Source organism: Limnohabitans sp. TEGF005 (assembly GCF_055394835.1).
Map to the genome: position 1 here is coordinate 715,342 of NZ_AP029226.1, position 14,014 is coordinate 729,355.

Sequence of the window (14,014 nt, forward strand, 5' to 3'; positions counted from 1 at the left end):
AAACATGATGACTTTATTGGCGATTTTGGTGGGCACTTTGGTGGCGGGCATCGGCAGCGTCTGGGTGGCGGCTTGGCTCAGTTTTGGCATTTTGAGCCGCTACACCCAGCACATGCTGAGTCTGGCTGCTGGGGCCTTGATGGCCACGTCTTTTTTGCATTTGTTGCCCGAGGCTTTCGAAAGCGAAGCTGGAGCGCATGAGCTGTTTCTGACGCTCTTGCTGGGCTTGGTGTTTTTCTTTTTGCTCGACAAAGCCGAGCTTTGGCACCACGGGCATGAGCACCATCACGGGCACAACAGCGGTCATGCACACGGCCATGACCATGACCATGCCGAGGCCCATGCGCACGACGAAGTGCATGGACACCACCCTGCAAGCTCAGGGACTGTGAGTGATCTTCCGCGAGGTCAGTGGGCCGTTTTGGCGGGAGACAGCGTGCATTGTTTTGGCGATGGCATCCTCATCGCATCGGCTTTCATGGCGGACATGCGCCTGGGTGTGATTGCCGCTTTGGCCGTGATGGCACACGAAGTGCCGCACCACATGGGTGACTTGGCCGTTTTGCGCCAAGGCAGCAGCAGTCGCCGAGCGGCCATCGTCAAGGTTTCCATGGCCGGGGCCATCACGGCTTTTGGTGGCGCCGTGGGCTATGTGCTGGTCGATGCTTTGCACGACTGGCTGCCGTACTTTTTGGTGGTCGCCAGCAGCAGCTTTATTTATGTCGCACTGGCAGACTTGATTCCCCAATTGCAAAAACGCCTGTCTGCACGAGAGACCGCAGCACAAATCATCTGGCTGGCCGTGGGTATGGGGATGGTGGTGCTGGTCAGTTCGGCAGCGGGCCACAGCCACTGAATGAGCTCTGTGGTTTGGCTGCGGGCGGCGCTCAGCCCTGAGCGCAGGCCAGGCCTGGGGTGCGGCTCCACTCGCTCCAGCTGCCCGCATACAGCGCCGTAGGCCCAAAGCCTGCCAACTCCATCGCGATCAGGTTGGGCACTGCGGTCACGCCGCTGCCGCAGTGGTGCACCACGCTGCTGACGGTGCGCCCAGCCAGTACTTTGTCCCATTCGGTTTTGAGCACTGCGGCTGATTTAAAGAAGCCGTCTTCGGTGAAGTTCTCGGTGAATGGTCGGTTGAGTGCTCCGGGAATGTGCCCCGCCACAGGGTCGAGTGGCTCCACCTCGCCTCGGTAACGCGCTCCGGCGCGGGCGTCGATGATGGTTTGCGTGGGTTTGCCCAATTCGGTGGCGACCTTCGCGGTGAGCACCAATTGGCGCAGCGGCGCTTTCAGCTCAAACTGCGCGGGCATCACCGCGGGGGCTGGTCCCGAGGCCAAGCTGCCGCCTGCAGCCTCCCAAGCTTGCAGTCCGCCATCGAGTACCGCGACAGCGTCGTGTCCCAGCCATTTCAGCATCCACCACAAACGGCCGCAGTAATGGCCTTTGTTGCGGTCGTACACCACGATTTGCATGTCATTGTGGATGCCCATGCTGCCCAGCCACTGCGCCACGATGTCACGCTGAGGCAAGGGGTGACGCCCACCGTTCACCGCTTGGTCCGGGTGGTGTGTGCTCAAGTGCTTGTCCAGATGGGCGTGCCTGGCACCCGCAATGTGCGCCGCTTCAAAAAAACCATCGGCCAGTTCCGGTTTCATCAAATCAAAACTGCAATCCAGCACAGCGCAGGCGGTGCCTTGTTGCTGCAGTTGTTGCAATTCGCGGGCGTTGATCAACAAGCTGTACATGCGGTGTCTCCGGGGTCAGTGTTCTTCGGCAGGGGCGCGGGGCAGGGCGCGGCTGCGCAAGGCGGTGGCCGCTATGCCGCTGGCAATGATGAGCGCCATGCCCGCCCAGCCAATCAGGGGAATCTGGTCGCCAAACAAGAAAAGGCCATACAGGGCAGCAAATACGATGCCCGAATATTGCAAGTTGGCCACCACCAAGGTGGCACCTCGGCTGTAAGCTTTGGTCATGCTCAGCTGGCCCAGGGCGGCCAGCACGCCAATCGGCAGCAGCCACAAGGCGGCTGGCCAGGTCCAGGCACTGGCACCCGAGAACAAGATGACCACACCACCCACGACCGTGGTGCCGATGGAGAAGTAAAAAACCGTGCGGGATTCTGGTTCGCCTACTCGGCCCAGTGCGGCCACTTGCATGTAGGCCAGTGCAGCCCCTAAGCCGGAAAGCAGACCGATGACGCCTGCAAACAGCTGGTTTTGCTCGATGGTGGGGCGCAAGATCATGATCACGCCACTGAAGCCAGCGATCACCGTGAGCACAATCGGACCTTGTTTGCCCGCGTCTTGCAAGCGGCCCATGACCAAGGTGCCGCCGATCAAAAAGGCCGCCACCCACACCCCGCTCATGTAGTTGAGCGTCATGGCTGTAGCCAATGGCAAATGGGCAATGGCGTAAAACCAGGCCGATAGCGAGGCAACACCGATGATGGAGCGCCAGACGTGCATCATGGGGATCGTTGTGCGCAAAGGCACTTTTTGCACCTTGCACAAGGTGGCCATGAAGGCCATGCCGATCAGTCCCCGGTAGAAGACCAATTCAAAAGTGTCGAAATGCGGTGCGGCGAATTTGATGCAAACACTCATCGTCGCAAAAAACAGCGACGCCAGAATCATCCAGGAGGCTTGCATCGGTGCTTTCTGCTCAGAGGGTCTTCTTAGAGGCTTTTCATCTGGCGGCGGTACCACTCGTGGAAGTGCTGCATGCCGTCTTCCATGGGGCTTTGGTAGGGACCGACCTCGTTGTCGCCACGCGCCAGCAGGGCTTTGCGGCCCGCATCCATGCGCTCGGCGATCTCGTCGTCCTCGATGCAGGTTTCCATATAAGCGGCCTGCTGTGCCTCGACGAATTCGCGCTCAAAGGCGACGATTTCTTCGGGGTAATAAAACTCCACCATGTTCAGCGTCTTGTTGGCGCTGATCGGGTGCAGGGTAGACACCGTGAGCACATGCGGGTACCACTCGACCATGATGTGCGGGTAATACGTCAGCCAAATGGCGCCGCGTTCGGGCAACTGGCCGTTGCGGTACTTCAGCAGCACCTCGTGCCATTTTTTGTAGGTGTCCGAGCCGGGTTTGCCAAAGCCGCCCGACACGCCCACGGTCTGCACCGAATAGTGTTCCTTGAACTCCCAGCTCAGGTCGTCGCAGGTCACAAACTGGCCCAGTCCCGGGTGGAAAGGACCCACGTGGTAGTCCTCCAGATAGACCTCGATGAAGGTCTTCCAGTTGTAATTGCATTCGTGCAACTCGACCCGGTCAAGCGCGTAGCCCGAAAAATCGAGCTGCGAGCGTGGCCCCATGCCGGCCAGATCGGCGGCGATGTCGCGACCATTGTCTTCAAACAACAGGCCGTTCCATGTCTGTAACTTGTAGTTGTTCAGATTCAGGCAGGGGTCGTGCGAAAAGTGCGGCGCACCCAGCAGTTGTCCGTCTGGTGCGTAGGTCCAGCGGTGCAAGGGGCAGACGATGTTGCCGCCAGCACTGCCTTTTTGCTGGGTCTGCAGATTGCCTCGGCCATTCAGCATGACCGCTTGGCGGTGGCGGCAGACGTTGGAGACGAGTTCGACCCCGCCTTGGTCGTTGCGCACCAAGGCACGGCCTTCGGCTTCGTGGGGCAGGGCGTAATAATCGCCCGGGTTGGGCACTGCCAGCTGGTGGCCCACGTAGCGGGGGCCTTGCCGGAAGAGCGTGTTCAATTCGCGCTGAAACAGCGCCTCATCGAAATAAGTGGAAACTGGTAGTTGGCTTGCGGCCTGCTGCAGTTGAAGACTTAAATCAGACATGGGTGACCTGACCTAGAGACTCCCCCTATGAAGGGGCAGGGACAAAGCGCTGAATTCAATGAAAACGGCGCAAAAAAATGACAGGAAATTTCCTGCCGATGAGCTTTGATTCTACCCCGGAGGCCCTTGCGCAGCGGGCTGTTCGGCCACACATCCTGAAAATGCGCCGAAATGACGCTTTGTGCAGGCGGACTAAAGGGGCTTTTGTCAGCTGGACGGATGCTTAACGCCTAAAATTGACGCTTTTCCCGGAACACTTTTATGCCCAAGGCTGCCAAATCCGACCTCGCTGACGCCCTTGTGCCGGCTTTGCCCGCAACTTACGAGGCTGCTTTATCCGAGTTGGAGCTTTTGGTGGGGCAATTGGAGTCGGGTCAGATGCCCTTGGACCAGTTGCTCAGCGGCTACCAGCGCGGCGCGGCTTTGCTGACTTTTTGCCGCGACAAGCTCAAGGCAGTGGAAGACCAGATTCAGGTACTGGACGGCGGTCAACTCAAACCCTGGAGTGGCGCATGAGTCCTTTTGACCTGAAAGCCTGGATGCAAGTGCATCTGGACCGCGTAGAGGCTGCTTTGTCCGATGCCATTCAGGCCGAATCGCCCGCCGCTTTGGGTCAGGCCATGCGTTATGCCGTGCTCGATGGCGGCAAACGCCTGCGCCCCTTGCTGGTGCTGGCCACTGCCGAGGCTTTAGGCGATGCCCGACAAAGTGCGGCCGCCCTGAATGCGGCCTGTGCGATCGAGCTGATCCATGCCTATTCGCTGGTGCACGACGACATGCCCTGCATGGACAACGATGTGCTTCGGCGCGGCAAACCGACAGTGCATGTGCAATTTGGTGAGGCGCAGGCCTTGCTCGCGGGCGATGGCTTGCAAACTTTGGCGTTTGAAATGCTGACCCCCCAGGACGGCAGTGTGGCGGCATCGGCTCAAGCGACCTGTGTGGCTTTGTTGGCGCGTGCCTCTGGCTACCAAGGCATGGCCGGGGGCCAGGCGATTGACCTGGCGAGCGTGGGCCAGCGTCTGAGCGAAGACCAGTTGCGCCAGATGCACCGCCTCAAAACTGGCGCTTTGCTGTTGTGCAGTGTGCAAATGGGCGTGGCTTGTGTGGCCGGTGTGGCCGGTGTGCCCGATGCTGCGCAGACTGCCTTGGCCCGTTTCGGTCAGGCACTGGGCCTGGCTTTTCAGGTGGTGGACGATGTGCTGGACGTGACGGCCGATTCGGCCACCTTGGGTAAAACGGCAGGCAAAGACGAGGCGGCTGATAAGCCGACTTATGTCGCCCTGATGGGGCTCGAAGCCGCCAAGGCTTACGCCGACGACTTGGCCGATCAGGCCATGCAGGCCCTTGCCGATACCGGACTGCCCGATGCCCGTCTGGCGGCATTGCGTGGTCTGACCGCCATGGTGGTACAACGAAACAACTGATTTATGACCGCATTACTCCAAACCATCGCCTCGCCTGCAGACCTGCGCCGCTTGCCGCGCCACGAGTTGCCGCGCCTGGCCGATGAATTGAGAAACTGTGTTTTGGACAACGTGTCCAAAACGGGTGGTCACCTCAGCTCCAATCTCGGCACAGTCGAGTTGACGGTGGCGTTGCACTACGTGTTCAACACGCCAGAAGACCGCATCGTGTGGGATGTTGGGCACCAGACTTACCCGCACAAAATCCTTACTGGGCGGCGCGATCGCATGCCGTCCTTGCGCCAAATGGGCGGCTTATCGGGGTTTCCGCGCCGCGACGAAAGTGAATACGACACCTTTGGCGTGGGGCATTCATCGACCAGCATTTCTGCGGCTTTGGGCATGGCTTTGGCCGCCCGCCAAAAGGGCGAGTCACGCCATGCGATTGCGGTGATTGGCGATGGCGCCATGACGGCTGGCATGGCTTTTGAGGCACTCAACAACGCGGGCGTCGAGGATTGCAAGCTGCTGGTGATCCTGAACGACAACGACATGTCGATCAGCCCGCCGGTGGGGGCACTCAACCGCTACCTGGCCCAGCTGATGAGTGGGCGTTTTTATTCGGCAGCCAAAACGGTTGGTAAAAACGTGCTCAAGAACGCGCCGCCGCTGTTTGAGTTGGCCAAGCGCCTCGAAGAGCATGCCAAAGGCATGGTGGTGCCAGCCACGTTGTTCGAGAAATTTGGCTTCAACTACATCGGACCGATCGACGGGCACGATCTCGAATCGCTGATCCCGACGCTGGAAAACATCAAGCACCTTGATGGCCCGCAGTTCTTGCATGTGGTCACCAAAAAGGGCCAAGGCTACAAACTGGCCGAGGCCGATCCAGTGGCCTATCACGGACCCGGTAAATTTGATCCGAATGTGGGCTTGCTGCCCCCCGTTACGCCGCCTAAAACCACCTTCACCCAAGTGTTTGGCCAGTGGTTGTGTGACATGGCCGAGCAAGATAAGCGGCTGGTGGGCATCACGCCAGCCATGCGCGAAGGCTCCGGGATGCTGGAATTTCACCGCCGTTTTCCTGACCGTTATTACGACGTGGGCATCGCCGAGCAGCATGCCGTCACCTTTGCCGCAGGCATGGCCTGCGAAGGCCTCAAGCCCGTGGTGGCGATTTATTCGACGTTTTTGCAACGTGCCTACGACCAGTTGATCCACGACGTGGCCCTGCAAAACCTGCCGGTGGTTTTTGCGATCGACCGTGCCGGGCTGGTGGGCGCAGATGGCGCGACCCACGCTGGGGCATATGACATCGCGTTTGTCCGTTGCATTCCGAACATGAGCCTGGCTTGCCCGGCCGATGAGCGCGAGTGCCGCCAATTGCTGAGCACTGCATACGCCCAAAACCACCCGGTCGCCGTGCGTTACCCACGCGGGGCTGGTGTGGGCGCGGTGCCCGGCTGTGACTTGGATGTTTTGCCCTTCGGCAAAGGTGAAGTGCGCCGCCAGGGCGAACAGCTGGCCATTTTGGTCTTTGGCAGCCTGCTGGCTCCGGCCCTGCAAGCGGCAGAGAAACTCAATGCCACGGTGGTCAACATGCGCTGGGTCAAGCCGCTGGACACAGAATTGCTGACGCAGATGGCCCAAAGTCACGAGAGGCTGGTCACCCTGGAAGACGGTTGCATCATGGGCGGCGCAGGCAGTGCGGTGTCAGAAGCGCTGCAAGCCGCCAAGCTGGTTCGGCCTTTGTTGCAGTTGGGCTTTGCCGATGAATTCATCGAGCATGGTGACCCTGCCAAGTTGCTGGTCTCGCAGGGGCTGGATGCGGTGGGCATTGAGCGCGCCATTCGGCTGCGCTGGCCCGATTGAAGTCCCCTCCAGTAGCAGGCTGAATTCTTTTCAAATGCATTGAATTTCAACCAAATTTCGATTCCAGATTGCACAAAAAGGGTAAACCCGTGGCTCTTGGCAGTCGTGCACTTCTTACAATAGAGCCCGACTCAAGAGTCAACGCCCGGCTCTCTCGGGTGTGTCTTACATTTTCAACAGGAGTCCATTCATGGATCGTCGTTCCGTCATTAAAAACGCTGGCTTGGCTGGCGTCTTGGCCGCTGGTGTCGCTCCAGCTGTTCATGCTCAAGCTGCCATCCGCTGGCGCCTGAGCTCCAGCTTCCCCAAGGCGCTGGACACCATTCACGGCGCAGCCGATGTCTTTGCACAGAATGTCAAAGTCATGTCGGGTGGCAAATTTGAAATTTCGGTGCATGCCGCTGGCGAAATCACACCCCCCTTTGGCGTGGTGGACGCAGTGCAGCAAGGTTCGGTTGAGATGGCTCACACCGCCCCTTACTACTTTTTCGGCAAAAACGAAGCCTTCGCGCTGGGTTGCGCCATTCCATTCGGCTTGAACAGCCGCCAGATGACGGCTTGGATGTACGAAGGCAATGGCTTGAAGCTGATGCGCGAGTTCTACGCCAAATACAACATGATCAGCTTCCCAGGTGGCAACACAGGTGCCCAGATGGGCGGCTGGTACCGCAAAGAGATCAAGACCGTTGCAGACATCAAGGGTCTCAAAATGCGCATCGGTGGCTTTGCTGGCCGCGTGCTTGAGCGCATGGGCGGTGTGCCGCAAAACATCCCTGGTGGCGAGATCTACACGTCTTTGGAAAAAGGCACGATCGACGCAGCCGAGTGGATTGGCCCATACGATGATCAGAAGCTGGGCTTCAACAAAGTGGCACCCTTCTATTACTACCCAGGTTGGTGGGAGGGCGGCCCTCAGCTGGACTTCTTCATCAATCAAAAAGCCTACGACGCACTGTCGCCAGAGAACAAGGCGATCGTTGCAGCCTCAGCAGCCGTGGCACACACCACCATGCAGGCCAAGTACGATGCCAAGAATCCGGCGGCGTTGAAAGAGCTCGTGGGCAAAGGCACTAAGTTGCGTGCTTTCCCTGATGCTGTGATGAAAGAAGCCTTCAAGCAGTCCATGGCGGTTTACGAAGAGTTGAACGAGAAGAACCCTGACTGGAAGAAAATTTACGGTGACTACCGCAAGTTCCAGGCAGACCAGAACCTGTGGTTCCGCTTCACCGAAGCCACCTTTGACAAGTTCATGCAAGCTCAGAAGTTGTGATCTGACTCACGCACAAAAAAACCGGCCTAGGCCGGTTTTTTTGTTTTTGAATGTCCATATTCAAGGGATGAAAAGGACGATCAGCGCATGGATCGAAACTCTTTGAGTTCGGCCCCCAGCCGTTTGAACTCGTCGATCATTTCCGGACTGCATGCGTAAATCACGGTGAATTTACCCATCAAGGTGCGGGCATAAAGGCGTGGTGCAATCACGGCGTCCAGGCCGGGGACTCGGATCAGTTTGACGTAGGCCAAGTCACGAAGCTCGACCTTTTTGTGCCAGATCCAGGTTTGCTCCAAGGTTTGGGATGTCAACCGTGTTTTTCCCAGCAGCAGGTGGCCAACGGTGTAGGCCATGATGCCCCATGCCGCCCACAGCCAGAGGTAGTCGGTTTGTGCCATTTGGGGACCGTGCAATTGGTACGCCCAGAAAGCCAAGCCCAGCAAGAGCGAGACGGCCAAGACCTTGAAAGGCAGGCTGAATGCAGGTGATGCCACGGTTTCGTGTTTTGGGGTGAAGCGAAAAGGGGCGGGGCCCAAGTGCTCGGTCAAATCGGGTAAGGGTGTGGGTGTCATTGAGGTTTACGCATAAAAAACGCCTCGAAGTCGAGGCGTTTGAAGGGGTCTAGCGCTTTATTTCTTAAACAAGTCGTCAATCTTGTCTTGCGCGTCCTTGTCGGTTTTTTCTTGCTCAGCACCTGTTGCCGGCGTCACTGTTTCCAGTTCTGAGGGGCCGTCTTGCGGCATCTCGATGACCACCTTGTCGATGTCCACTTTGACTTCCTTGTCGAGGAAGGCGGTCACAGTTTGCGGTACAAAGATCACGATCACTACCAGCAAAATTTGCATGATCACCCAAGGGATGGATCCCAAATAGATGTCACTCGATTTCACGGCCACAGGAATGCGTTTGTCCTTGAACAAGGTATCGGCAATGCCACGCAAGTAAAAAAGCGCAAAGCCGAATGGTGGGTGCATGAAGCTGGTTTGAAGGTTGACGCACAGCAGCACACCAAACCAGATCAGGTCAATCCCCAGCTTGTCAGCCACGGGGGCCAGCATCGGCACGATGATGAAAGCAATTTCAAAAAAGTCGAGGAAAAAGGCCAAGAAAAACACAAACAGGTTCACCACGATCAGGAAGCCCACCTGACCGCCCGGCAAGCCGGTCAGCAAGTGTTCGACCCATTTGGCCCCGTCCACACCTTGGAAGACCTGACTGAACACCCGAGAGCCGATCAAAATGAACACAACCATGGCCGTCAGGCGCATGGTCCCGTGCATGGCTTCCCACAACAGACTCCAGTTCAGGCGTTTGTGCATGGCGGCCAGAATCAATGCGCCCACCACACCCATGGCACCGGCCTCGGTCGGAGTCGCCAGTGCGGAGTCTTGAAACGGCAAGCCGCCCATCGAACCCAGCACGGTGAAAATCAGCACAGCCGATGGAATGATGCCCTTCAGGCACTTGCCCCACAGCGCCCAACCGTTCAGGGTGCGTGCTTCTTTAGGCACGCCGGGAACGTACTCGGGTTTGACGAGGCTCAAACCGTAGGTGTAAAGCGCGAACATGCCAATCTGGATCAGCGAAGGGCCCCAAGCGCCCTTGTACATGTCGCCTACGGGTTTGCCCAATTGGTCGGCCAGCACCACCAAGACCAGCGATGGAGGGACCAATTGCGTGATCGTGCCCGATGCCGCCAAAACGCCCGTGGCGTAGCGCATGTTGTAACCGTAGCGGATCATCACAGGCAGTGAAATCAAGGCCATGGCAATCACTTGCCCCGCAACGGTGCCGGTGATGGCCCCCAAAATGAAGCCCACGATGATGACCGAGTAACCCAGCCCTCCTCGCACAGGGCCAAACAATTGGCCCATCGAGTCCAACATGTCTTCTGCCAGACCACATTTTTCAAGAATGGTCCCCATGAAGGTGAAGAACGGGATCGCCAGCAGCAGGTCGTTGCTCAGTATCGAGAAAATCGAGATGGGCAGGTTGCTCATGAAGGCAACGGGGAACCAGCCCATTTCAATGGCATAAAAACCACTCGCCAGGCCCAGTGCAGCGAGAGAGAAAGCGACGGGGAAGCCGACCAACATCACCACGACGAGGCCTGCGAACATGATCGGTGCGAAATTTTCCATTTGCATTTGGTGTCCTTTTTGTTGTTATGTTCTATTTCAGTGCCTGAATGTCATTGCAGGGGCTTTTCATAGTGTGTGTCCATGGCGTATTGGCCAGTCAGGTAACCCACACGTTTGATCAGCTCAGCCAGACCTTGCAGCCAGACCATGGCAAAGCCCAAGGGCAGCGCCAGAGTGGCCGGCCAGCGAATCAGGCCACCAGCGTTCTGGCTCATTTCGCCTGAGACCAAGGTGTTCATGAAGTAAGGGAAAGACAGCCATGCCAGATAGCCCATGATGGGCATCAGGAACACGATGATTCCGAAAATATCGACATAAACGGGTGCGTTGCCTTTGAGTTTGCCGTAGATCAGGTCCACGCGGACATGCTCGTTGACCTTGAGCACATAGGGCGCGCCGACCATGACCACCCAAGCAAACATGTACCACTGGATTTCGAGCAGGCCGTTGGAGCTCCAGTCGAAACCATAACGGATGAAGGCATTTCCAGCACAAATCATGGCCGCCAGAAACACGGCCCACGAAGCGATCTTGCCGAAACCTTCGCTCAGCCAGTCCATGAAGCGTGCAAATTTGAGTAAGGCAGTCAAGGCATCTCTCCAATCAAAAAATAACAAAGGCCTGTCAGGCCTCTTGCGCAAAGCAAGCGCTTTGCAAACGCCGTCAATGGTAACAACGAGTAAGCCTTGCATTCGCCTTTTTAAAGCGTTGCAGGCCTGATATTTAACCTGTCGATGTTTGAATTTCTCTCAAACGGGCATTAAAAAATACTTTGTACGTGGTATTACTTATGGCTTTGGTTTGTGCGAACGGTGCGTCCACCACGGCAGGCGTTGCTTCAAGGATTGGATTTGTCCGGATGTGTTGACTGCGGTGTAGCCTGCCATGGCATTCAGCTGGTCGGTCCAATCTGCGGACTGAAGCAAGCGGCAAAGATGCTGAACAGGGGGGGAATCAACGGCACTTTTGAGGCAAACAAGCCAGTAGTCTTCCTGTTCAAGAGGGACAAAATCCAGGCCTTGTGCCTGAGCGGCTGAACCGATGCCCAAACCCACATCGGCCTGTCCTGCCGCAATGCAGGCGGCGATGGCCGCATGCGAAGGCTCTTCATGTGCATAGCCTTCTATGTTTTGGTGGTTCAGTTCGGCGGCGGTGAGCCATTGATCGAGCAGTAGGCGTGTGCCTGTTCCGGGGCTTCGGTTGACAAAACGCACGCCCGGTCTGAGCAAATGGTCCAGCCGGCGCAGCGCCAGGGGGTTGCCGGGCTGCACCATCAAGCCTTGTTGTCTGCTGGAAAACCCAATCAGTTTATGCAAACCTGTTTTGAGCAGCGGTTTGTATGTGCGTGCCACCAGCGAATCTGTGGCGGGTTGAGAGGGCGCATGAAAGCCAGCCATGATGCAGCGGCCTTCATTCAAGGCGCGAATGGCGTCGACGCTGCCGCAAAAACGCAAATCAAGGTGCAGAGACTGTTTGGCTGCGTGCTCTCTCAGTTGAACCAACGCATCGTCATGGCTGGCAAAAATGGGCAACACGTGGTGCTCAGGGTCAAAAGCCACAGAAAACGTTTTTTCCAGCTCGGCATGCAGGGCACTGATTTGGGGGGCGAGCCGGGCCTGTGCTTGGCGCTCGGCCCACAGCAATTTGTCGGCAAATTCGCTCAGTCGGGCGGCGTGGCCTTTTTCCCAGAGGATCAGGGGCTGTTCAAGCGCTTGCTCCCAGCGCTTGAGTTCTCCCCAGACATGTCGGTACGACAGTTGCAATGATTTGGCTGCTCCGGCAATCGAGCCTGCTTCGCGTACAGCTTGCAGCATGTCCATCAAAGGGTTGCGCAGGGGGCTGGTTTGATGGCGCTGCGCCACTTCGTCTTGATGTGGCGTCCAGCTGTAAGAAAGATTGATGTGTTGCACAGGCAAGAGTTTGCCTTAATCCTGGTGGCATCCGTCCACAAACAGTGGGCTTGTCGTATGCAGTTGATTTCATAGTTGACATCCCCTACTCGGACTGAGGTGTTCGTCCGGTAGCATCATCCCCCTCTCATGAACACCTTCTCCGACAGCGTCATCGCGGCGTTGCAACTCATCACCTCTGCCGATCCAGCCCTTTGGGTGGTTGTCGCGAGGTCATTGGCCGTCAGTGCCACGGCCTGCCTGCTGGCCTATGGTGTGGGCGTAGCGCTGGGGGCCTGGTTGGCGGTGGCGCGTTTTCGCGGCCGAGGCGCGGTGCTTCTGGGCTTGAACACCTTGCTCGCTTTGCCTTCGGTGGTGGTGGGTCTGGTGGTTTATCTGCTGCTCTCGCGCACCGGGCCTTTGGGATTTTTGGGCTGGATGTTCAGTTTTAAGGCCATGGTGTTGGCCCAGTTCATCCTGGTGGTGCCAGTGGTCACAGCATTGACCCGGCAGGTGGTCGAGGACGTGGAGCGTCAGCACGGCGAGCAGTGGGCCTCGCTTGGCGCTGGCCCTTGGCTGCGCAGTTTGCTGCTGGCCTGGGATGAACGCCTGGCCTTGCTGACCATTGGCGTCACTGCCTTTGGCCGTGCCATCTCGGAGGTTGGTGCCGTGATGATTGTGGGTGGCAATATCGATGGCTTCACCCGGGTCATGACCACCGCCATTGCACTCGAGACCAGCAAGGGCGATTTGCCGCTGGCGCTGGGGTTGGGCATGGTTTTGTTGGGGGTGGTGCTGCTGCTCAATGCCTTGTTGGCCGTGATTCGGCGGTGGGGCGAGCGGCGTCACGCGAGGCCATTGCCAGTCATCGCTTTAGATGGGGTTCATCCATGACGGCCGTGCAGATCGCACTGGACGCCGTCGGCGTTCAATTGGGGGCACAGCAGGCCTTGACGGGTGTGAGTTTGCGCATCGAGGCCGGAGAACGCGTGGCGCTGGTGGGGGCCAACGGTTCGGGCAAAAGCACTTTGCTGCGTACTTTGCACGGACTGCTGCCGCATTCTCAGGGCCAAGTGCTGCACGCGCCGGGCGTGCAGCAGGCCATGCTGTTCCAAAGACCCCACTTGCTGCGCCTGTCGGCCTTGAACAATGTGGCACTGGGCTTGTGGCTGGACCGTCAACGGGGCCTGAACTGGAAAGCGGCGCAAGCGATGGCGCTGCAAGCTCTGCAGCGCGTGGGCTTGCAATCTGTGGCCGGGCAAAACGGTCGCCAATTGTCTGGCGGCCAGCAGCAGCGACTGGCATTGGCCCGCGCCTGGGCACGGCAGCCCGATGTCTTGCTGCTGGACGAGCCCACGGCCAGTCTGGACCCGCATGCCAAACGCGAAGTCGAGACCTTGATGGCCGAATTTGCAGCGGGCTCCACTGCAACGCAGCCCGTGACGCTGATCTGGGCCAGCCACAACCTGGGCCAGGTCAAGCGCCTGTCCACCCGAGTCATTTATCTGGAGGGCGGTCGCATCATGGCCGATCTGCCCGTGGCCGATTTTTTCAACCCCGTCCTGCTGGCTGAGTGCAGCCCAGCAGCCCATGCTTTTGTTCAAGGAGAACTTTTATGACCTTTAAAAACT

14 protein-coding genes are annotated in these 14,014 nt (G+C 58.1%); 7 read left to right on the forward strand and 7 right to left on the reverse strand.

What is annotated here, in order from left to right; translation table 11 throughout:
• Window positions 1-7: 7 nt before the first annotated feature.
• Window positions 8-856: a ZIP family metal transporter gene (locus ACZ5RG_RS03415; protein WP_298600183.1), complete on the forward strand. Its 849-nt coding sequence runs from the start codon at window positions 8-10 to the stop codon at window positions 854-856.
• Window positions 857-887: 31 nt separating this feature from the next.
• Here the strand turns inward: ACZ5RG_RS03415 and ACZ5RG_RS03420 are convergent, their stop codons facing one another.
• From ACZ5RG_RS03420 to ACZ5RG_RS03430, 3 genes are read right to left on the reverse strand one after another with little or no spacing between them, the layout of a single operon-like run.
• A complete protein-coding gene (locus ACZ5RG_RS03420; RefSeq protein ID WP_464447789.1) occupies window positions 888-1,745 on the reverse strand; it encodes a sulfurtransferase in 858 nt (285 codons plus the stop codon).
• A 15-nt stretch (window positions 1,746-1,760) separates the two neighbouring features.
• Window positions 1,761-2,648 (reverse strand): DMT family transporter, encoded by an 888-nt coding sequence (locus ACZ5RG_RS03425; RefSeq protein WP_298603208.1) that lies wholly within the window; start codon window positions 2,646-2,648, stop codon window positions 1,761-1,763.
• Window positions 2,649-2,674: 26 nt separating this feature from the next.
• Window positions 2,675-3,802 carry an aromatic ring-hydroxylating oxygenase subunit alpha gene (locus tag ACZ5RG_RS03430; RefSeq protein ID WP_464447790.1) on the reverse strand — a complete coding sequence of 376 codons (1,128 nt, stop codon included), beginning with the start codon at window positions 3,800-3,802 and terminating at the stop codon, window positions 2,675-2,677.
• A 261-nt stretch (window positions 3,803-4,063) separates the two neighbouring features.
• Between ACZ5RG_RS03430 and xseB the strand changes: the two genes are divergently transcribed.
• From xseB to ACZ5RG_RS03450, 4 genes are all read left to right on the forward strand, one after another.
• Entirely contained in the window at window positions 4,064-4,318 is a 255-nt protein-coding gene (gene xseB / locus ACZ5RG_RS03435; RefSeq protein ID WP_298603214.1) for an exodeoxyribonuclease VII small subunit, read from the forward strand.
• Window positions 4,315-5,229 carry a polyprenyl synthetase family protein gene (locus tag ACZ5RG_RS03440; RefSeq protein WP_464447791.1) on the forward strand — a complete coding sequence of 305 codons (915 nt, stop codon included), beginning with the start codon at window positions 4,315-4,317 and terminating at the stop codon, window positions 5,227-5,229. The genes xseB and ACZ5RG_RS03440 overlap by 4 nt, the downstream gene beginning before the upstream one ends.
• A gap of 3 nt (window positions 5,230-5,232) precedes the next feature.
• The gene (gene dxs / locus ACZ5RG_RS03445) at window positions 5,233-7,080 is read left to right on the forward strand and encodes a 1-deoxy-D-xylulose-5-phosphate synthase (protein WP_464447792.1); all 1,848 of its coding nucleotides are present in this window, start codon (window positions 5,233-5,235) and stop codon (window positions 7,078-7,080) included.
• 190 nt (window positions 7,081-7,270) lie between these two features.
• Window positions 7,271-8,350, forward strand: coding sequence for a TRAP transporter substrate-binding protein (locus ACZ5RG_RS03450; RefSeq protein ID WP_464447793.1), 1,080 nt, complete (start codon window positions 7,271-7,273; stop codon window positions 8,348-8,350).
• Window positions 8,351-8,430: 80 nt separating this feature from the next.
• Here ACZ5RG_RS03450 and ACZ5RG_RS03455 read toward each other — a convergent pair whose 3' ends face one another.
• From ACZ5RG_RS03455 to ACZ5RG_RS03470, 4 genes are all read right to left on the reverse strand, one after another.
• The gene (locus tag ACZ5RG_RS03455) at window positions 8,431-8,925 is read right to left on the reverse strand and encodes a hypothetical protein (RefSeq protein WP_464447794.1); all 495 of its coding nucleotides are present in this window, start codon (window positions 8,923-8,925) and stop codon (window positions 8,431-8,433) included.
• A gap of 57 nt (window positions 8,926-8,982) precedes the next feature.
• A complete protein-coding gene (locus ACZ5RG_RS03460) occupies window positions 8,983-10,500 on the reverse strand; it encodes a TRAP transporter large permease (protein ID WP_298602213.1) in 1,518 nt (505 codons plus the stop codon).
• 44 nt (window positions 10,501-10,544) lie between these two features.
• On the reverse strand, window positions 10,545-11,084 hold the full coding sequence (locus ACZ5RG_RS03465) for a TRAP transporter small permease subunit (RefSeq protein WP_298602216.1): 540 nt from the start codon (window positions 11,082-11,084) through the stop codon (window positions 10,545-10,547).
• 198 nt (window positions 11,085-11,282) lie between these two features.
• Window positions 11,283-12,404 (reverse strand): substrate-binding domain-containing protein, encoded by a 1,122-nt coding sequence (locus tag ACZ5RG_RS03470; protein ID WP_409418264.1) that lies wholly within the window; start codon window positions 12,402-12,404, stop codon window positions 11,283-11,285.
• A gap of 129 nt (window positions 12,405-12,533) precedes the next feature.
• Here ACZ5RG_RS03470 and ACZ5RG_RS03475 point away from each other — a divergent pair, with 129 nt between their 5' ends.
• Complete coding sequence (locus ACZ5RG_RS03475; protein ID WP_315234962.1) at window positions 12,534-13,277, forward strand: ABC transporter permease; 744 nt, start codon at window positions 12,534-12,536, stop codon at window positions 13,275-13,277.
• Window positions 13,274-14,002, forward strand: coding sequence for an ATP-binding cassette domain-containing protein (locus ACZ5RG_RS03480; RefSeq protein WP_312261138.1), 729 nt, complete (start codon window positions 13,274-13,276; stop codon window positions 14,000-14,002). The genes ACZ5RG_RS03475 and ACZ5RG_RS03480 overlap by 4 nt, the downstream gene beginning before the upstream one ends.
• Window positions 14,003-14,014 lie beyond the last annotated feature (12 nt).

Excerpts from the sequence above, each read along its gene's own strand:
- ACZ5RG_RS03415 (WP_298600183.1), top strand. The coding sequence starts at position 8 with ATGACTTTATTGGCGATTTTGGTGGGCACTTTGGTGGCGGGCATCGGC.
- ACZ5RG_RS03420 (WP_464447789.1), bottom strand. The coding sequence starts at position 1,745 with ATGTACAGCTTGTTGATCAACGCCCGCGAATTGCAACAACTGCAGCAA.
- ACZ5RG_RS03425 (WP_298603208.1), bottom strand. The coding sequence starts at position 2,648 with ATGCAAGCCTCCTGGATGATTCTGGCGTCGCTGTTTTTTGCGACGATG.
- ACZ5RG_RS03430 (WP_464447790.1), bottom strand. The coding sequence starts at position 3,802 with ATGTCTGATTTAAGTCTTCAACTGCAGCAGGCCGCAAGCCAACTACCA.
- xseB (WP_298603214.1), top strand. The coding sequence starts at position 4,064 with ATGCCCAAGGCTGCCAAATCCGACCTCGCTGACGCCCTTGTGCCGGCT.
- ACZ5RG_RS03440 (WP_464447791.1), top strand. The coding sequence starts at position 4,315 with ATGAGTCCTTTTGACCTGAAAGCCTGGATGCAAGTGCATCTGGACCGC.
- dxs (WP_464447792.1), top strand. The coding sequence starts at position 5,233 with ATGACCGCATTACTCCAAACCATCGCCTCGCCTGCAGACCTGCGCCGC.
- ACZ5RG_RS03450 (WP_464447793.1), top strand. The coding sequence starts at position 7,271 with ATGGATCGTCGTTCCGTCATTAAAAACGCTGGCTTGGCTGGCGTCTTG.
- ACZ5RG_RS03455 (WP_464447794.1), bottom strand. The coding sequence starts at position 8,925 with ATGACACCCACACCCTTACCCGATTTGACCGAGCACTTGGGCCCCGCC.
- ACZ5RG_RS03460 (WP_298602213.1), bottom strand. The coding sequence starts at position 10,500 with ATGCAAATGGAAAATTTCGCACCGATCATGTTCGCAGGCCTCGTCGTG.
- ACZ5RG_RS03475 (WP_315234962.1), top strand. The coding sequence starts at position 12,534 with ATGAACACCTTCTCCGACAGCGTCATCGCGGCGTTGCAACTCATCACC.
- ACZ5RG_RS03480 (WP_312261138.1), top strand. The coding sequence starts at position 13,274 with ATGACGGCCGTGCAGATCGCACTGGACGCCGTCGGCGTTCAATTGGGG.